Raw genomic sequence first — 18,468 nt, 5'->3', positions numbered from 1 at the left:
CGTTATTCAAAAAATCGGAGCGGCTCGATGAAGAGCCACTCCGGAGAGAATAGTGAAGAGAATTGGATTTTTCCGCCTCAAACTCTATGGGAAGCCGGAAGCGGAAAAGTTTCCTAATTGAACATATCCGACAAACTGGATCTAAAAGACAAAGAAAAATCGGCTCAGGTTTATATTTTTGGGGAAAGAAAGTATTAAAAGTTAAACGGAGAATAATTTATTGAGTAACTTGTGTTCGATTTGACTCTTTTTTTATCAAATCGTCCGTTTTTCTGCGGAGAAACGGACGTAAGGACTAACTCCCGGTTTTCCCTTCTTTTTCGAGTCGATCCGCTTCGAAAGCGGCCTCTAATTGTCGGATCGAGTTTTTGGAAAATTGGATAAACTCTTTTTCATTGTGTCGAACTTGGTATTGGCCCTTGAGAGTTAATTCGTCGTGAGCTCGGAATTTTTTTACCTTTTGCTCCACTTCGGAATCCATAAAACCCAGGTTTTTCAACGTTTCGCCGGCCAATTCGAGCGCGGAGGCGAAGGTATCGCGTCTGATGATCTTTACGCCCAATTCCAGCAATTTAAAAACGTGTTCTCTGTTCCGAGCACGAGCGATGATTGTGAGGTTCGGAAAATGTTTTTTTACCATTTCAGCGACTTTAACTGAAACTTCTATATCTTGAACTGCTAATATAAAAAGATTTGCTTGTTCAGCTCCCGCAGAACGAAGAAGGCTGAGCTTGCTCGCGTCGCCGTAGTAAATCTTATAACCGAATCTTCTTGCTACGTTGACTTGATCCGGATTGTGTTCCAAAGCGGTGAATCCGATTCTATGAACGAATAACATCCTCGCAATGATCTGCCCGAACCTTCCGAAACCCGCGATAATTACACGATTTTGTTCTTCAATATCGTCTTCCTCCAGTACATCGGATTTTTTAAAAAACAAATCTACGACCTTGTCTTTGGCGATTCCTAAAATCGGTGTCAGCCCCATTGACAAAGTGACTACCGCGATGACAAGATCCGCCCTTTCTCTCGGTAAAATCGACAAGGAGACGCCGACCCCTAAAATGACAAAGGCGAATTCTCCTCCCTGCGAGATCGTAACAGCGAGGTTGAGCGAAGTATCTTCGGATTGTTTGCTGACTCTTCCTAAAAAATATAGAACTAAAGCTTTCACCGTCATAAGTCCTAACGCAAAAAGAATCACAAGAATCGGATCCTTCAAAACCTCTCCCAAATTAATCGACATTCCGACTGCTAAAAAGAAAAGACCCAAAAGTAAACCTTTGAACGGCTCAAGATTGGATTCTAACTCATGTCTGTATTCCGAATCGGCAAGAATGACCCCTCCTAAAAAGGAACCGAGAGCCATAGAAAGTCCGACTTGATCCATCAGTAGAGAAAGACCTACTACGATTAACAAAGAAAGGGCCGTAAAGATCTCGTGATTTCCAGAAGAGGCAACGAGTCTAAACAGCGGTCTCGCTAAAAATCTCCCGGAGAGGATAACACCGAGGATCGTTCCAATTGCGATGAGAATCGATATATGGCTGTTTTGGGTTCCGGCTTCTCCCGTAGATTCTCCCAAAAAAGGAAGAATCGCCATTACCGGGATTACGGCTAAGTCTTGGAAAAGAAGAATCGCAAATGCACTTCTTCCGTGAGCAGTGTTTAATTCGTTTTTCTCTCCTAAAACCTGTAGAGCGAATGCAGTTGAGGATAAGGAAATGCTAATACTTATAACGATCGACTGCGCCACGGTCAAACCGAACAGATATAGGATTCCAAAAAAGATCAACGAAGTAAGAATGACTTGGAGTCCGCCTAAACCGAAAACGGGTCTTCTCAACACCCAAAGTCTTTGCGGCTTTAATTCCAAACCGATTAAAAATAAAAGTAAGATTACGCCGAATTCCGAAAGATGAAGAATACTCTCGACATCCGTGATTAAGCCGATCCCCCAAGGCCCTATGATGGTTCCTCCTATGAGATAACCGACGACTGAACCCAATCCTATTTTTTTAAATAAGGGGACCGATATGACTGCCGCCGAAAGAAATACGATGAGCGTTATCAATAAACTATGGTCTTGCATTCTTTATCCTGAATTTTTTTGACTATGAACGGGACGAATCGAAAACATTAAAATAACTTCATAAACGAGTTTACGAAAGAGTGTGCATCCCCCGGCCATCGTGATGAAACGTAGTTTCCGTCCGTGATGGAATGACCTCTTTTGATATTTTTCAGGTTATCTCTAAAGATAGGTTTCGGTCCGAACTGAAAATCCTTTGGATCTTTTAAATTTTCTTTCACTTCGTCTTCTACGGATTGAGAGTAGGTTCTATAATAATCACCTAACCATAATTTTGTGAGATTCCAGGCGGCCATTTCCTGCGATTTCAAAAGTGCAGTCGTGTTTTTTCCAAAAAGAATCGAAAGATCCGTTCCCGGAAGTTTACTTCTCGCCGCTAGTACGACACCGTGACAAATCGCTCCGAGCGGTTTGCCAGTGGCAAAAAAGGCCCCCACAAAATTTTGAAGCGTTTTCGATTCTAAATATTCCTTCATACCCGGTGCGTGTCCACCGGGAAGAATAACGCCTGAAAAATCTTCGGGTCTCAGGTCTTCGTAAGTCAACGGATGTAAAAAGTGCGAGTCTTCAGACATTTGCTGATAAGCCACTCTTGCATTTTTATGAGCAATCAGAATGGGTTTCCAAATTCCGAGCCCCTTTCCAGTTAGCATTCTAAAATCAGCATGAGCAGGCTTTCCATGCGGCGTTGCAAAAACCACTTCGAAACGATTCTCCGTAAGCATCTTCCAGGGAATTGCAGCTTCGGAAGGGTCGAAATCTTCCGATGGAAGTGGGATGAGAATTTTGTGCTTAGAACTCATAGGAATCATTCTAACCGGATCTATAAAAAATCAACCCTAAGAGTTTTTCGGATTTGTATCTTCAAAAAATATAAAATTCTCTTGACGGAATCTCAAAAAATATATTTTATAAAATTATATTGTGCACAATCTAAATGGAGATTGAAATGAGCCAAACATTGTATGACTTAACCGCAACTTTAAACAGCGGCAAAGAACAGAAATTAGAAGATTATAAAGGAAAAGTCCTCCTAATCGTAAACACTGCCAGTGAATGTGCGTTTACTCCTCAGTATGCGGCACTTCAAGAACTTTATAAGAAATACAACTCGGAAGGATTGGAAGTTTTAGGTTTTCCCTGCGATCAATTCAAACATCAGGAGCCCGGCTCGGACGAGGCTATCAAGAGTTTTTGTCAAAGAAATTACGGAGTTGAATTTCCCATTTTCAGAAAGATCGACGTAAACGGAGACAACGCACATCCCGTTTTTCGTTTTCTTAGAAACGAAGCTTCCGGATTTTTCGGAAATGCAATCAAGTGGAATTTTACGAAATTCTTAGTCGACAAAAACGGAAAGGTTATCAAACGTTATGCGCCGATCACTACCCCCGAAAAGATCGAAAAAGAAATTCAAGACCTTTTAAAAAAATAAGGATGATACCCGCCTTGAAAAACCGAGACGGGTCCGTTTTATGCTCGCTAAAGAACTCTTTTTAGAAAACCAAATCTGCTTTCCTTTGTACGCTTGTTCAAGAGCCGTAACCTCCTTGTATCGACCGATTTTGGAAGAACTTGGAATTACCTATCCTCAGTATTTGGTTCTTTTGGTTCTCTGGAAAGAGGATGGGTGCAATGTAAAAGAGATCGGGAAGAAACTTTATTTGGATTCCGGTACTTTAACTCCTCTGCTCAAACGTTTGGAAGAATCCGAGTTGGTTCTTAGAAAAAGGTCATCCGAAGACGAACGTTCGGTGCAAATTTTCCTTTCTTCGAAGGGAAAAAAACTCAGAGAGAGGGCGGTTTGTGTTCCTGACAAACTTCTCGAAAACGTAGACATAGATAGAAAGAGTCTGACCGATTTAAAGAACGTTCTCGATCAAATGCTAAAAATTCTTTCTGAGAGAACGGATTCTTAAACTATCGATTTGTTTCGTACGATCTCGCGAATTCCCTCTTCCAAAGAAATCTTAAATTCCAACCCTAATTCTTTTTGTATTCTGGAAGAATCCACGATAGTGGTATCTTGAATGTATTCTACGCTTATCTTCCGTTTGGTGAGTTTCGAATAAATTCCGTTAAGAATATTAAAAAATAATAATACAATTCCTTTCATTCGAATTCGAACGTAGATTTTTCCGGGAAATACGTCACGGATTAAATTTTCAAAATCCTTAAACGAAAAGGGTTTGGGATATGCTACGTTGTAAATTTTTCCGGAAGCTTTTTTCCACTTTTCCAAAACGATAAGAATTGTATCGATAACATCCGAAGAATAGACCATCGATTTTTTGAATTTAGAATTTCCCGAACTAAGTAAAAAACCGTATTTAAAAATCCGGAGGAGCTTATTCAAAAAACTTTTGTTCGTCGGGCCGTAAACAGATGCGATTCTCAGTATAACGATTTTATTTTTTGATTTTTGTAAGAGAGCTTCACATTCGATTTTGCTAAGAGCATAGAACGTTTTTCCTTTTAAGGCGGAAGTTTCAGCGACGGGTTTCTCTGAAAATCCGTATACGGAGGTGGAACTGGAAAAAAGAATGCCGGTCTTCTTATGTTTAGAGGCAAAGTTCAGAATTTTTTCTGTCGCCGCACCGTTCCCTCTTTTATAGTCTTCGTACGTCGATCCTTCTCCGCTGACTTTTCCGGCAAGGTGAACTATAAAGTCAGGTTCTTCGTTTAGATCGAGTTCTTTGGAACCTTCGAGGTCGAATTCGTAAAATACGAAGTCGGGATCAAAACGAATTGAGTCCGGAAATGAGGATAAATTTCGGCCGATACAAACGACTCTGTATTTTTTCAATAATTTTGGTAAAAGGGCCAAACCCAAGGAGCCGCTTCCGCCGGTTAGAAGAATCGTTCGAATTGTATCTTCCCTTTCTTTCATGGAACCATCGTGATCCATAAGCGGTGTTAAAGAAGAATTTTTTAAAATTTATTCCGATTTTTAATCTCGACAGAGCTTAAATAAAGATAAGCATTGCAGTTCAAAATTCAACCTTAGAGAAGATTACGATGAAACAAATATTTTCAGCGATCATGATTTTAACCTGTATCTCCGTTCTTTCGTTCTGTAAATCGGAGGATAAAAAACAACCTCCAAAGCAGGAATTCCAACCAAATTCGGATATTCGAACCTTTGAAGTAGGTATGATAAAAGAAGGAGACAAACGTCTGAAAGCGGAGGCCGTATTGGGAACTCCATCCGTGGAATTGAACACACAAGACGGGGCTGTTTTAGAATGGTATCTTGTTTCTACGGATTATCAAAAGAATTCTTATAAAACATTGGCCGAAAAACCGGCGAGTATCACGGAAGATACGAAATTCATCAAGTTGACGATCGATAAAAAAGGCGTCATCAAAAAGATGGAATACAAACTTTAGTCGGCAATATCGTCTTCTAACAAATCCAATCCCGCGAGTCCTACTAAAAAATCTACGAGCTCGGCGGGGTTGAACCCGATTCTTACCCCGTAATAAATTCCCAAATAAACTTCTAACTGGAAAAGAAAACTTTTTGGATAACCATCTTTCTTTTTGTTGAGGGCTTGCAATGCGTTTTGAATCGAAGGGTCGTTTCGATCAAAGTCTTGTTCTTCGATAAATCTTCTGTAAAATTCTTCTTTCTTTCTTTTTCTTCGTTCCGCAACCGGAATATGATAAAAGGAAAGGTAACGAAGTTTTTGGCTTTTGATATTGTATCGTTCGTTTAAAAATTCAGGAACCTTGTCGCCCGGGATTTTTGCGTTTTCCAGATTCTTAAGTTCCTCCTGCATCTCCGGAGTTATTTCTTCTTCGCCGGTTTCTGCTGTTTGTGTTTCCACATTCAAAGGAAAAAAAGTATCACTTCCCAAAATTCCGAAGATAAGCTGTTGTGATCGGTAAGCTCCTATATGCCCACCCCTTAGACCGTAACCTTTTCCTAAATCTCTTCTTCCAGGAGAAGATTCTCCGCCTTGGAATACAAAGCCTGCGGCCAAGGGTCCGATTCTTACCCCGGCGCCATAACCCGGATTTTCAACTCCGGCCGTAAAGATATCTTTGAAATCATTCTTTCGATTCTGAAGATAGGTGGAACAATTGCTCGCGAGCAAAGATATTAGTAAGACAAAGAAAAAATATAAGAATTCTCTGCGTTGTTTTTTGGATTCGTTTAAAATCACAAACCCACTCTCTTTTCTTTTACTACTTAGGCAACCCAGAAAAAGAAAACAAAACCGGACGTTTTCTGATTGTTCCTGAAATTCTTAAGCTCTCAATAGCAATTAGAATGGAAGAAATAAAACCATCCGAACCAATTTTAAAAAATATCGCCGTCTTGGGAGGAGGCCCGATGGGTGTCTTTCTTTCCACTTCGCTTTCTTCTAAGACCGAGAAAATGTTCCTCTGGTATGATGATCGTAAGCGAGCTGAAAAAATCGAAAGGGAAAGAATCACCTCTTTGTTGGAGGACTCGATCACTCTTCCGGATAACGTTCAAGTCACGAATGAATTTGATTTTTTGAAAAGCGGTTCTTGGATTATCATCATCGCCGTTCCTTCGCGTCTCATGGAAGGGATTTTAGAGGAACTCGTAAAGTCGCTTGATAAAGACTGCTCACATTCGATCTTTACGTTTACGAAAGGAATTTTGTCCGCTTCAACAAGACGCAAGAGTAATTGTATTACTTATTCCGAATATATTCAGAAACTTTCATCGAACTCTGGTTTTCTGGATATGGAATATACGGCCGTAAACGGTCCGAATCTGCTTGGAGAGTTGAAACGAGGGCATCATAGTTTTTACTGCCTTTCCACTTCGGGACCTAAGTCCATCGAAATCTTTGATACTCTTTTTAACGGCGCAAGGAATCATACAAAAAGTTACGAAGATCTAGTTGGCCTGGAGATTTTCGGAGTGATGAAAAATCCGATCGCCATTGCTTGCGGTATCGCGTCCGGGATTCCCGAATGCGGCAGTAATTTTGAAGGGGAGTTGATCAGTCTTGGTTATTCGGAAATCACAACCCTCCTAGGGGCATTGGAAATTCCTATCAAGCCGGTTCAAGAATACGGTCTTGCCGATTTGATCGCTTCTTGTACTTCCCGATACAGCAGAAACAAAGCTTACGGACACCGTTTTGTTCGAAAGTTGATATCCGGAGAGGATCAACCTAATCTGATCGAAAGGATAGAGTTATTTTTTAATCCCGCCGAGTTCATTCAGAAAGAAGTAAGTCAAAGTGAGAGTCATGTGGAAGGCGCCTTTGCCCTAGCGTCGATCATCGCTTTGGCGGAAGAGAAGAATGTCGATATTCCACTCTACAATACGTTGTTCCAAATTCTCACAAGAAGGGTTTCACCGACCGAGTTGATCCGTTTTGTTTCAAAATCCACATCCGACGAGGAAAAGCATATTTCGAAAACCGCAACAAAACGTTCTGGTTTAGGAATGGCTTCGGGAAAAAAATTTCAACAAGCTCTTGGAAAAAACGTCCTTCGTCATATCAACGGTCAACCGGGCATGACGGACAGAATTATCAAACAGTCTTCACTGATCGTAAAATCCTTGGAAAAACGTTTCAAGGAAGCTGAAGAAACGAACGACATCACCGATCTGTTGCAGATTCCGAAAGAGATTCAGCTCTGGAAGGAGATCGAGACGAACTTTCAAGAAAAAGGAAGTCGCGATCTTTCGCGAATATTAGATTTTTATGTTTCCGAAATTGCCGACGATTACAAACCGTTTCTGAGGGATACCCTGATTCATTTAATTGCGCCGACTCGTTATGTTCTTAGCGGTTTTAAACCTGGCGCCGGTTTACCTAAGATTGGAGGATGTGTAAAAGAAGTAAAAGCTCTTGCTTCGAGATACGATATTCTGTATACACCTACTCATCGATCTCATTTGGATTCTGTCGAGGTTGCCTTCGGCTTAAAGTGGCTGGGCCTTCCGGTGCCGCGCTACGCGGCCGATAAAAAGGTTATGGCAACTCCGGGTCTTGCGAGCGTTCTCAAATCCTTGGGCGCATATATGGTGGATCGAAAAAGAAATCGGAATATTCTATATTTGGAATGTTTGACTCAGTATTCGACAATGATGTTGGAGGCCGGCATTCCGACTCTCGTATATCCGGAAGGAACTCGTTCTCGTACCGGTGGAATCATACCGATCAAAACGGGAATTTTATCGACCTCAGTGGAAGCATATAAACACACGGGCTCCGAGGTGATTGTAGTTCCGATTGCGCTTTCGTACGAAAACGTCCCTGAGGATGAAGAGTTTGCCGGAAAGGATAAGAAGCCGGGATTTCGGGATTTCTTTTATAAAAGAACCGAAGTCTACATGGATCTTTGCGAGCCGATTCCCGTTTCGAGATATATACACGAAGAGGATCCGACCGGATCGATCGGTTTCGAGATCACACAAGGATGGAAAAAGTATCGTAGAATTCTACCAAACCAATTGGTCGCGAGAATGTTGGTTGAAGCCGAAACCGAGATCGGTTTAAGCGAATTGAAAACTCTGATCAAAGAAACCGTCTTAACTGAAAAACAAAATTATCTTACTCATGACCCCGAAGAAATTTTACAGAAAGGTCTAAAAGTTTTAAAACAAAGAAAGATGATTTCCGTCGAGAATGGAATTGTAAAAGTATTGGATCCGTCCTTGGTCCAATACTATGGAAATATGTGCACCGATGAGATTTCCTAATCGATCTTGATCTTAGAAGCTAAAAGTGCAGCTCGTTTCCGAAGCGAGCTGATTTCTTCTCCCTTATTCGAATAAGCGAGTGTTACTCCCATTCTTCGATACGGTCTAGTAATCGGTTTTCCGAATATTCTAAAATCCGATTCCGACATTCCGGATGCAATATCCAAACCGCTTACCGATGGAACTTTTCCGTCGGAGATAGAGAGAATCACGGCGCTTGCGCCTTTTCTTTCCAGAGTGATTTCCATGATCGGAATACCGAGAACCGCTCGAAGATGAAGTTCGAATTCGTTGAAGTTTTGTGTTCCGGCTAACGTGACCATTCCCGTATCGTGAGGTCTCGGAGAAAGTTCGGAAAAATAGACCTGATCCTTTGTAAGAAAAAATTCGACACCCCAAATCCCGGCTCCGGTTAATTCCCTCGTTACCAAGTCCGCCATTCTCTGAGCCTCTTTGAGTTGTGAATCGGAGATTTCCGTAGGCTGCCAACTTTCCTGATAATCTCCTCTTTCCTGGCGATGCCCGATCGGTGGGCAGAAAAGAGTCTTGCCGCTTTTTTGGGTTACAGTCAATAGGGTAATCTCCGATTCAAAACGTATGAACTCTTCGACGATAACCTCTGCGGCGCCCGCACGACCTTTTGTTTGAGACGCTTCCCAAGCCTTGCCGATATCTCCTTCGGATTTAATGACGGATTGTCCTTTTCCAGAAGAAGACATGAGAGGTTTGATTACACAGGGAAGCCCTAATTCTTTCACGGCTTTGCGAAGCTCCTCTTCGGAGGATGCGTAGAGATACTTTGCGGTGAGAATTTTTAATTCTTTCGCGGCCAAGTCTCGGATCGATTTTCGATTCATCGTAAAGTTCGCGGCCTTTGCCGAGGGAACTACCTGATAACCTTGTTTTTCGTACTCGTAAAAACGTTCGGTTCGAATCGCCTCGATTTCGGGAACGATCAGATCCGGTTTGTGTTTGGCGACAATTCGATCCAAAAGATCGCCATCGAGCATGTTTATGATTTCTTTTTCGTGAGCGACTTGCATTGCGGGAGCGTTGTCATAAGAATCCACGGCGACGACGTGTTGACCCAATCTTTGAGCCGCGATCACAAATTCCTTACCGAGTTCCCCGGAACCGAGGAGAAGAATTTTCTTTTTCATAGTCCTTCCGGCAGAATGAGAAAATTCTCCGAAAGATCAAAAAGAAAATCGGAGAAAAAAGGAATTTCGTAAGAATAGAAAAATAGGTTTGAAACGATCGGATTCGAAGCAAACTTTTCGAATCCTTATTTTTTCTTTGTCTTAATTTGAAACGATTGATAATCCACAAAATCGACATCGTTCTTTTTCAAACGAATCACATTAGAAGGAGTATGAAGAATCAATCTATCTCCGATCTGAGTGACTATGGCCCCTGAAAGTTTTGTTCCATCCGTTTTGACGACTGCTTCGAGAATGTTGTAGTATTCTTTGATTTTGGCTTCGTCCTTAAGATCGCTCGCCACTGCGTTCGCCTCGATTTGTTCGAGAGCTTGATCCAGTTTAGATTCATGATTTTCAGCGACTTCGTTCGAAACAGAAGAAATAAAATGATCCGAAGAAGCATCCGGATTTTCATTCAAGGCCTTGTCTAAAATACCTTGGTCGACCGAAACCATCTTTTCTATCTCGGCATTTTCTTGAGGGGTAGCGATGAATTCTTCCTTTTGAAATTCAGGGTTTACCAATCTTTTTAACTGATCGAACTTTTTTGCAATACTTTGGTCTTGTTCTATTCTTGTTAAAACGAGTTGAATCATTTCATCCAAATTAGGCTTAACGTAAGATTCTTCCCCATTTTCTAAAACGACTTCGTTTTTTTCGAGAAATTGAACGAACTCGCCGTAAAGTTCCTTATCAAGGGCTTTGACGTTTTCGAGAATCTCTTTATAAATTTTGAATGTAATTGCGACAGCGCCTTCGTAAACTTTTACCTTAGGCGGTTTTCCGTCCGTAAGTTCGAAAGAAAAGGTAGTTCCTCGAACTCCCGCGACCGCCGTTGGAGTGCTAAGTAAAAAGGAATCTTCTGATTTGAGTTTATTCGTTTTAATCAGAAGTTCGCCCGCTTGGACATAAAGATTGGTATGCGGCTTTCCTTTTTTAGAAATTTCCTTCAGAGTAATTTGACTGAAGGATTTGATTCTTACTATGTCCCCTTTACCGGTTTGAATATCTATGGAACCGGAAGAGGTTTTGATCTCATCATTCTCCCGAAGAATCATCCCAGGAGCCGACCGGATTTTTTTTACCGCTACGTTCAATCTCGACTTCGCCTTTTTGAAATACTACGATCATTCCCGATGGAGTCGGATCGTCTTTTAGAAAAAGGGAAGAAATGAATCTGCAAGTTACAAATGAAAACAGGAAGAACGAAGTTAAAAGAATCAATTTTAAATTTTTATTTGGCATTGAGATTGTCCTGAGGAGCTTAAGAATTTAGCTTCTTATGATGATTCTAACATATACGATTTTCATTTTTCCATAATCATTGTGAATATTCCAGAATTCTCAGAGAATTCGACAAGAGTTTCAGATATTTTGAATCCAGCAATTCCCTATCATGTCCAGGGTTTTGGAGGAAAGATGTTTAAAAAATTTGCGGTTCTTTTGAGTTTCACACAAATCGTATGTTTTTAAAAAATTCCACAGAGCGGTTTCACTCCATAATTTTTGCGACATCGAAGGTTTTGAGAGTCTATTGATTTCAGTTGACACGAAATTGGTTTTGCTCGAAGATTACCTTACGGATGAACGACTGGTTTAGACATTCTATGTTTTTATCTAGAAAAGTAGCGTTGTCTATTGTTTTCTCCATTACTCTTCTTTCTTTAATTATTTTCTCAGTAAGTGTGGTTCAAAACCCAGGATACTTGGATAAAAACCCAGGTGTGGAATCTTCGGAATCGATTTCAGAATCCGAAATTCAATCCTTAGAGATCGTCTTTGTTTTCTTTCTTGTTTTTTCCGCGCTTACGCTTTCGAACTCTATAAATATACTGATCGTCAAGACCAGAGAATTATTTCTGTGCGATTCCGGCGCTTTTTCGGTATCGAATATTCTTAGAATCGAGAAGTTGAATATTCCTCCTCCGTATTACTTCGCTACCTGAGAATCTTACCCTAGATTTTCAGGTAATACCTTGATTACTCTGAAATTTAGGATAAGTGTATGGAATCATCATCAAATAAAAATTCATCCCGTTCCGTGGAAACAAAACTCGTCACTCCAAAGGATTTTTTTCCGGGACTTCTGGAAAATTGGAAATCGGACATTGTATCCGGTTTTATCATCTTCTTAATCGCGCTTCCGCTTTGTATCGGAATTGCAATCGCTTCCGGAGCTCCTCCGATGGCCGGGATCTTATCCGGCATCGTGGGCGGATTGGTTGTATCGATCTTAGGCGGTTCTTATGTTACAATCAACGGCCCTGCGGCCGGTTTGATCGTGATCGTTCTTGGGTCGATTGAAACCTTGGGTCACGGCGATATCGCGGCAGGTTTTAAATATACGTTAGCCGCCACAGTAATCGCGGGAGCTTTGCAGATCTTCTTTAGTTTTTTAAAAGCCGGAATATTGGCTACGATCTTTCCTTCTGCGGTGATACACGGGATGTTGGCGGCGATCGGTGTAATCATTTTCCTCAAACAATTCTTTGTCGCAGTCGGTTATGTTCCCGCGACAAAAACGATCATCGGATTGATCAACGAACTTCCGATCGGTTTGATACATCTGAATCCGGAAATCGCGATCATCGGGTTTATCAGCATTGTTCTTTTGGTAAGTATTCCTTTTTTACCGAATCCGAAATTGAAAAAAGTGCCGGGTCCGTTGGTGGTAGCAACGCTTGGTATTGCGATGGGAGTTTTCTTTCAGTTCAACGTTGAACACGCGTATTCGTTTATGGGAAACGAATTTACCGTAGGACCGAAAAGTTTAGTTTCCATTCCGGCGAGCTTTTTGGACGGGTTTACATTTCCGGATTTTAGCAGGGTCAACACGGTAGAATTCTTTTCTCAGGTCATGGCGATCTTTCTCGTAGCGAGTTTAGAATCACAACTAACGGTAGCCGCGATCGATAAATTGGATCCTTATCGAAGGAATTCCGATTTAAACAAAGACCTTTTTTCAAAGGGTGTAGGTAACTTCATTCTTGGTTGGATCGGGGGATTACCGATCATCGCCGAAGTTGTGAGAAGTTCCGCAAACATCAACAACGGCGCAAAAACTAGATGGTCCAATTTTTTTCACGGAGCCTTTCTTCTCATTTTCATTCTTGCCTTGCCTGATATCGTCAGAATGATTCCGCTCGCCGCACTCGCGGCCATTCTTATGGTGACGGGATATCGACTTGCGATTCCCGAGCTGAAAAAAACTTGGAAAGTCGGAATGGACCAAGTATTCCTCTTTTTTATCACGATTTATTTCACGATCGCGGACGACCTTTTGGTCGGTATCTTTGCCGGTGTCCTCGCAAAATTTGCGATTCATATCTTGAATATCATTCTTCCGAAAGGGATTACTCTAAATGACTTTTTTAGGATCAGATCGGAATTACATGAAACCAATCAAAAGATTAGAATCGAATTTTACGGTTTAGCGATATTCCTGAATTTTATATCCATTAGAAAAGTATTGTATTCTATTCCGAAAAACAAAAGTGTACAAATTGATTTGTCGGGAGTCCTGTTAGTCGATCATTCCGTTATGGAGAATTTACTGACGTTCTCTGAAAAGTATGAAGAAGAAGGCGGCAAATTTGAACTTGTAGGTTTGGAAAAATTGAAACCCCTTTCAAATCATCCTTCTTCCGGAAGAAAGAACGTAACCTGGTAAAAGTATAAAATCTTTCGCCGACTACGAGCGTAGCGGAGAGAAGGATCGAAATTTTTGACGAAAAGAATTTAGAAATCTTTCGTGAAAGATTGCGTCTTGACCGTTTCAAACTAGTTCAACAGTTCAAGCGTATCGATTCTTCTTTCATAAGACGCTTTTTCTAAAGTTTAACTGAATCAATTAGGGTAAATGTATGAGAAAGATACTTTTCGACTTTACGGATTTGTTCCAAGAAAACCCAAATACGACGTCGGGTTGTTATTTTCATTCGAAGAGATTCGTTTTCAAGAGCTTACATTGGAATCCATTCCTTTTTTGTACGGTTTTTCTAAGTCTACAGTTTTCCGTCTTCGCACAAACGACCATGAAGGCCGCCGATCCGATTGCGGAAAATAAAACCGTAGAATCAACTGATGAAGAGAATTCCGAAAAATACGTTTCTCCCATGAGAAAAAACGGACTCACTTCGGAATACACACGTCATTCGTTCTTAGAACCTGAACTATCTAAAAAGGTTAATTTCTCCGATAAGATGTGGTTGAACGATTGGATTCGAATCGGAGTTTACATTCGCCCTCGATTCGAGTCCAGAAATAACTTGAACTTTGATCGATCGAATCATGCTTACACGGATCGAATCATGCAGACGTCTGCTCTGTATTTTTTAATGGACCCCAGTCAATATGTAAGTTTTAAGATTACGGTGCAAGACGCCCGAGTTTGGGGAGGGGAATCACCCGCTAACGCGGGAGATATTCGCTCCGGTTTTTTTAGCAACACTCCAACTTTGAGCTCGGATCCGAATACGCCCGGAAAAACAAATAACTCCATTTCTCCGAATAACACGAGTATTCGTGAGGCGTTTGTGATGTTAAAAAAACTTCCTTTCGAGGCGAAGGTTCAGATCGGTCGACAGATTTGGGCTTACGGGGATCAAAGGATGATCGGCGGAGCAAACTGGACGATCAACGGACTTTCTTTCGACGGCGCACGACTGATGTTTGATTATGAGAAAGTGAACTTTCACTTTTTTGCGGCGAGGCCGTTCTGGACTCAAAGCGGAGTGAACGGGGTTTTATCCTCTAATGATCCGAAATTCAATTTCACTGTCGGAAATTCGAATCCTTCCGCTTCTCAATCGGACACGACTTTATTTGGAACCTATAATAGTTTTAATATCTTAAACGAAGTAACGTTAGATATTTATAATATAGATGTTGTAAAAAAATGGATTCCTAATTCGACACCGGTTTCGACCACGGACGATGTTTTGGCTACGAACAGGAAAAGGCAAAACGACGAGCTTTACACGACCGGCTTTCGACTTACAAATAGAACAGCAAAGAATAATCTTCCGAAGGGAAAATCCTGGGACTGGACCGTCGAAAGTGCGTGGCAAAACGGTTATGACGGAAGGAGAATTCACAAACAATTTTTAGGAAGTGATCTTTCCGGCACGATCGGTTCTGCTCAACTAGCGGATATGAGAACCGAACGCGTGAAATACTCGGGTTCCTTCCATGTTTTTCAAACCGGATACACTCTCGATGAAAAACTTCGTTTCGGTTTTCAATATACGTATGCATCGGGTGACCATAATCGCGCCGACGGAACCTCGTCTACGTTTCAAACTCTTGTTAATCCGAGATTCGGCGTGATTCCTTATTGGAATAACGTAGCCGGTTTATCGGAGAATATCGATACAAAAAATCTAAGTTCTTGGAATTCGAATATAACCTACAAATCTGAAAAATGGGGAACGTTTCAGTTGGCGTATATCATCAATGATAAGGTGCAAAAGAACGACGCGTGGTATGCGATCAACGGAGGCGCCAATTCAATAGCGGGTTCCGCGCTCGCATCGCCTGTTGCGGTCTCAACGAATTCGGCGGGACAATCGGCGATTGCGGGGTCTTCCGAGAATTATACCGGAAACGCTTATACACAATCTTATTCATTAGGAAGGAATATTTACAATGAATTGGATTTAACTTGGATGTATCAGCTGAACGATAACGTTTCCATTTGGATGGGGGCCGGATTTTTAATCGCAGGAAATTCTGTGCGAAATTATAGAAATAGTCCTCTATTCTATAACGGAAGTACGAATCAATTTGAATTGAACGGGGCGGCGTTTATAAAACAACATACGTCCGCAAACAATGCGAGTGTTTATTTTTTCCAAGTAAACGCGGCACTGTAAGCAAAGGAGGTTTAATAATCGATGGTCATAGTATCTTATTTACTCGTTTTAATGAGTCTTATCACTCCTTTTCTGATTGGAAAAGCTTTCGGTAAGAGTCTTTTTGATCATGAAGGCGCTATTCTTGTTGGATTGAGTCTTCAAGCGGTAGTCGGTTTAATAATTTCCGTTTTCGTAGTCGGGTATGAAGGACTTAAAAAGAAGACGGTTCTTTTGGGATACGCGATTTTCTTTCTGAGCACGGGACTTTGTTTTTTTGCAGGTAAGACGCTTTGGTTGATTCTGTTTTGGGAATTGTCCACAGTCAGCGGATTTCTGCTTTATCAAGGAGAAAAGTGGACTTCTTCTTCGGCAAAAAGTTTTATCGCGCTTCTGCTTGCGAGCGGGATCGGAATTTTCTGTTTTACCTATTGGATTTATTCTCCTGACGATGATTTGGGAAAATTCTTCTTAGTTTTAGGTTTGCTGGTTAAGGCTGAATTTTTCGGTTTTCACTTTTGGCTCCCGGAAGTGCATGCAGGCGCTCCACCTCACGCTTCCGCGGCCTATTCGGGAATATTAGTCAATCTTCCGTTGATTCTTTTTCATCAACTCGCCGTTCCTTGGATCGGAAGTTCGGTAATCATAAAAGTATTGATTCCTTTGGCGGGTTTCGGGGTTTTGTGGGCTGGACTAAGTTCGGTATTCGCGAAGGATGTCAGAAAAGCTATCGCTTACAGCACGATTGAAAATACAAATTTTCTAATGCTATGTTTGTTACTTTCCGCACTATGGAAGGACAGCGATGTCGAAGGACTCAAGGTTTTAAGCAGATCCTTTTCTTTTCTCTTTTTTATTTCTCTCATCCATCATAGTATAAGCAAAACTTTTCAATTCTTATCAGTCGGTTATCTTCTTAAACTTTCAGGAAGTTCTCATATCGATCACAATACCGGTATCGGTAAGAATTCGGGACTGCCGACAGCTTTGTTGAGTTTGGGAACGATTAGCTTTCTCGCGTTACCCGGAACAACGGGATTTCTAACCGAGGCGACTTTTGTGAAACTCGTTGCCGGAGTTTTGGATATCCCGGGACAAAGTGCAATTCTAATTCTTCCTCTTTTGATATTGGTTTCTTCCGGACTAGCGTTAGGCGCTGTCGGGCATCTGAGAATTTTTTTAGGAATGGTGGTTTCCAGACCTCGCGTAAATTGGCCGGAACACGTTCCCCCGAGACTTGTTCGATACTCTTTGATTGTAAGCGGTTTGTTGATTCTCGGAGTATCACTTGGTATATCCGCTTATACTCTCTATTATTCCCCGACCAAAGTTTGGTTGGATGAGAATTGGTATCGAGGTTTGGCGAGTGTGAATTTGATCGGGTTCTTAATGTTTTTGGTGATCGGAATATTCGGTTTAAGGACAAAAATCGAACGTAGAAAACTTTGGGACTGCGGCGGAGATTACAAAGGGCCCGATGTGGCTATTCCTTCAGAGGGAGTCTCTAATCCGTTGTTCGCTTCCTTAGGGAGATATTTTACGAACGAAGACGGAAGTTCAAGGCTGGATGAAGCGATTTTGAAAGGAATTGTGAAATTGTTAGACACCTTTAAAACGCAGGTTAACGAAGCTGACGAAGAAACGATATCAATCAATCTCGCATTTTCATCGGCAACGGTTGTTTTGCTCTTATTCTTGATCATTGGCTTGAAATTGGCCGAAGGAGATTTATGGAAATTATTCTTAGATACCTTGACTCAATAGTTCGAGTGATTTCATTTCTATTTCTTCCGTTTCTTTGCGGAGGAATCGTACTCAAAATCCGTTCTTATGCACAGGGGAGAATCGGCGCGCCCGTTCTACAGATTTTATACGATACAATTCGGATGATTCGTAAAAAACCGGTGGATGGTCCGTTTTCCGGATTTTTTACGGAAGCCTCGCCGATCATCGCTTTTGTCGCGGGTCTGGTTCTTTGGAGTTTGGTCAGTTACGAATGGGCGCCTTTTCTTTTGATTCCATTCTTAATAGGAATCATCCGATTCGCTTTATTGGCGTACGCCGTGGAGAACGGAACTTCCTTTGCGGGAATGGGATCGGCAAGAGAAGTGATCTTGTTTGTGTTCTGCGAACCGGTTCTGATTCTTGTTTTGGTCGTTTTCGAGTCGCATATCGTAGTAAACGCGAATTTCGCAAGTCTTGCATTCGGTGGTTTGTTTTTACTCGGCACTTCGCTCGTAATTCTCGCCGAGATCGCCAAACCGCCGTTTGACGACCCAAGAACCCACCTCGAGTTAACGATGGTTCACGAAGCGATGCTTTTGGAAGCTTCGGGAAGTAGGCGTGCATTTTTCGAATTAGCTCAACAACTCAAAACAAGCTCTCTATTCTTATTCGTCGCAAAGATCGGAATTTATCACGGGGAATTTTTTATAAATCATACCATCCCGAAATTTTGGTTGGACGTCGTGGCGATTTTGGGTGCGCTTTTTGTCTCCGTCTGTGTCGGCTATATAGAATCGAATAGCACAAGAAGACGTTGGCGCTGGATTCCCGAGTTATTGGGTTTAAATTTTATCTTTATGCTCTTTCTGGGCATTCTCCTCAAATTAGGATGAGATC

13 protein-coding genes and 2 pseudogenes are annotated in these 18,468 nt (G+C 41.5%); 9 read left to right on the top strand and 6 right to left on the bottom strand.

Annotated features, from left to right (window positions below; genetic code table 11):
• Positions 1 to 295: 295 nt before the first annotated feature.
• Both JWG45_RS06125 and JWG45_RS06120 read right to left on the bottom strand, forming a co-directional pair.
• Positions 296 to 2,092: a monovalent cation:proton antiporter-2 (CPA2) family protein gene (locus tag JWG45_RS06125; protein WP_205278873.1), complete on the bottom strand. Its 1,797-nt coding sequence runs from the start codon at positions 2,090 to 2,092 to the stop codon at positions 296 to 298.
• Between the two features lie 47 nt (positions 2,093 to 2,139).
• The gene (locus JWG45_RS06120) at positions 2,140 to 2,895 is read right to left on the bottom strand and encodes a type 1 glutamine amidotransferase domain-containing protein (RefSeq protein ID WP_408611606.1); all 756 of its coding nucleotides are present in this window, start codon (positions 2,893 to 2,895) and stop codon (positions 2,140 to 2,142) included.
• A 146-nt stretch (positions 2,896 to 3,041) separates the two neighbouring features.
• Here JWG45_RS06120 and JWG45_RS06115 point away from each other — a divergent pair, with 146 nt between their 5' ends.
• Positions 3,042 to 3,527, top strand: a complete 486-nt coding sequence (locus JWG45_RS06115) for a glutathione peroxidase (protein WP_205278871.1) — start codon at positions 3,042 to 3,044, stop codon at positions 3,525 to 3,527.
• 40 nt (positions 3,528 to 3,567) lie between these two features.
• Entirely contained in the window at positions 3,568 to 4,011 is a 444-nt protein-coding gene (locus tag JWG45_RS06110; protein ID WP_205278870.1) for a MarR family winged helix-turn-helix transcriptional regulator, read from the top strand.
• Here JWG45_RS06110 and JWG45_RS06105 read toward each other — a convergent pair.
• Positions 4,008 to 4,982 (bottom strand): NAD-dependent epimerase/dehydratase family protein, encoded by a 975-nt coding sequence (locus JWG45_RS06105; RefSeq protein WP_205278869.1) that lies wholly within the window; start codon positions 4,980 to 4,982, stop codon positions 4,008 to 4,010. The genes JWG45_RS06110 and JWG45_RS06105 overlap by 4 nt on opposite strands.
• A gap of 128 nt (positions 4,983 to 5,110) precedes the next feature.
• On the opposite strand from JWG45_RS06105, the gene JWG45_RS06100 reads away from it, so the two are divergent.
• A complete protein-coding gene (locus JWG45_RS06100) occupies positions 5,111 to 5,482 on the top strand; it encodes an LIC13410 family lipoprotein (RefSeq protein WP_205278868.1) in 372 nt (123 codons plus the stop codon).
• On the opposite strand, the pseudogene JWG45_RS06095 reads toward JWG45_RS06100, so the two are convergent.
• A pseudogene (locus JWG45_RS06095) lies at positions 5,479 to 6,180 on the bottom strand (LIC13411 family adhesin); the annotation flags it as partial. The gene JWG45_RS06100 and the pseudogene JWG45_RS06095 sit on opposite strands and share 4 nt — an antisense overlap.
• Positions 6,181 to 6,368: 188 nt before the next feature.
• Between JWG45_RS06095 and JWG45_RS06090 the strand changes: the two are divergent.
• Positions 6,369 to 8,792, top strand: a complete 2,424-nt coding sequence (locus tag JWG45_RS06090) for a 1-acyl-sn-glycerol-3-phosphate acyltransferase (RefSeq protein WP_205278866.1) — start codon at positions 6,369 to 6,371, stop codon at positions 8,790 to 8,792.
• On the opposite strand, the gene purT is transcribed toward JWG45_RS06090, so the two are convergent.
• Together purT and JWG45_RS06080 are read right to left on the bottom strand one after the other, a co-directional pair.
• On the bottom strand, positions 8,789 to 9,952 hold the full coding sequence (gene purT / locus JWG45_RS06085) for a formate-dependent phosphoribosylglycinamide formyltransferase (RefSeq protein ID WP_205278865.1): 1,164 nt from the start codon (positions 9,950 to 9,952) through the stop codon (positions 8,789 to 8,791). The two genes, JWG45_RS06090 and purT, sit on opposite strands and share 4 nt — an antisense overlap.
• A gap of 125 nt (positions 9,953 to 10,077) precedes the next feature.
• Positions 10,078 to 11,239, bottom strand: a pseudogene (locus JWG45_RS06080) (FecR family protein).
• Between the two features lie 338 nt (positions 11,240 to 11,577).
• Here JWG45_RS06080 and JWG45_RS06075 point away from each other — a divergent pair.
• The 5 genes from JWG45_RS06075 to JWG45_RS06055 all read left to right on the top strand — a co-directional run bounded on the left by JWG45_RS06075 (position 11,578) and on the right by JWG45_RS06055 (position 18,464).
• Positions 11,578 to 11,940, top strand: a complete 363-nt coding sequence (locus JWG45_RS06075; RefSeq protein WP_205278864.1) for a hypothetical protein — start codon at positions 11,578 to 11,580, stop codon at positions 11,938 to 11,940.
• A gap of 59 nt (positions 11,941 to 11,999) precedes the next feature.
• Positions 12,000 to 13,664 (top strand): SulP family inorganic anion transporter, encoded by a 1,665-nt coding sequence (locus JWG45_RS06070; RefSeq protein ID WP_205278863.1) that lies wholly within the window; start codon positions 12,000 to 12,002, stop codon positions 13,662 to 13,664.
• Positions 13,665 to 14,028: 364 nt separating this feature from the next.
• Entirely contained in the window at positions 14,029 to 15,867 is a 1,839-nt protein-coding gene (locus JWG45_RS06065) for an alginate export family protein (protein WP_205278970.1), read from the top strand.
• Between the two features lie 21 nt (positions 15,868 to 15,888).
• A complete protein-coding gene (locus tag JWG45_RS06060; protein ID WP_205278862.1) occupies positions 15,889 to 17,610 on the top strand; it encodes a proton-conducting transporter transmembrane domain-containing protein in 1,722 nt (573 codons plus the stop codon).
• Positions 17,577 to 18,464, top strand: a complete 888-nt coding sequence (locus tag JWG45_RS06055) for an NADH-quinone oxidoreductase subunit H (RefSeq protein ID WP_205278861.1) — start codon at positions 17,577 to 17,579, stop codon at positions 18,462 to 18,464. The genes JWG45_RS06060 and JWG45_RS06055 overlap by 34 nt, the downstream gene beginning before the upstream one ends.
• The last annotated feature ends 4 nt before the right edge of the window (positions 18,465 to 18,468 follow it).

The organism is Leptospira ainlahdjerensis, from assembly GCF_016919175.1.
In the GTDB taxonomy this organism is placed as follows: Bacteria; Spirochaetota; Leptospiria; order Leptospirales; family Leptospiraceae; genus Leptospira; species Leptospira ainlahdjerensis.
This window is presented reverse-complemented; position numbering and strand designations above follow the sequence as displayed.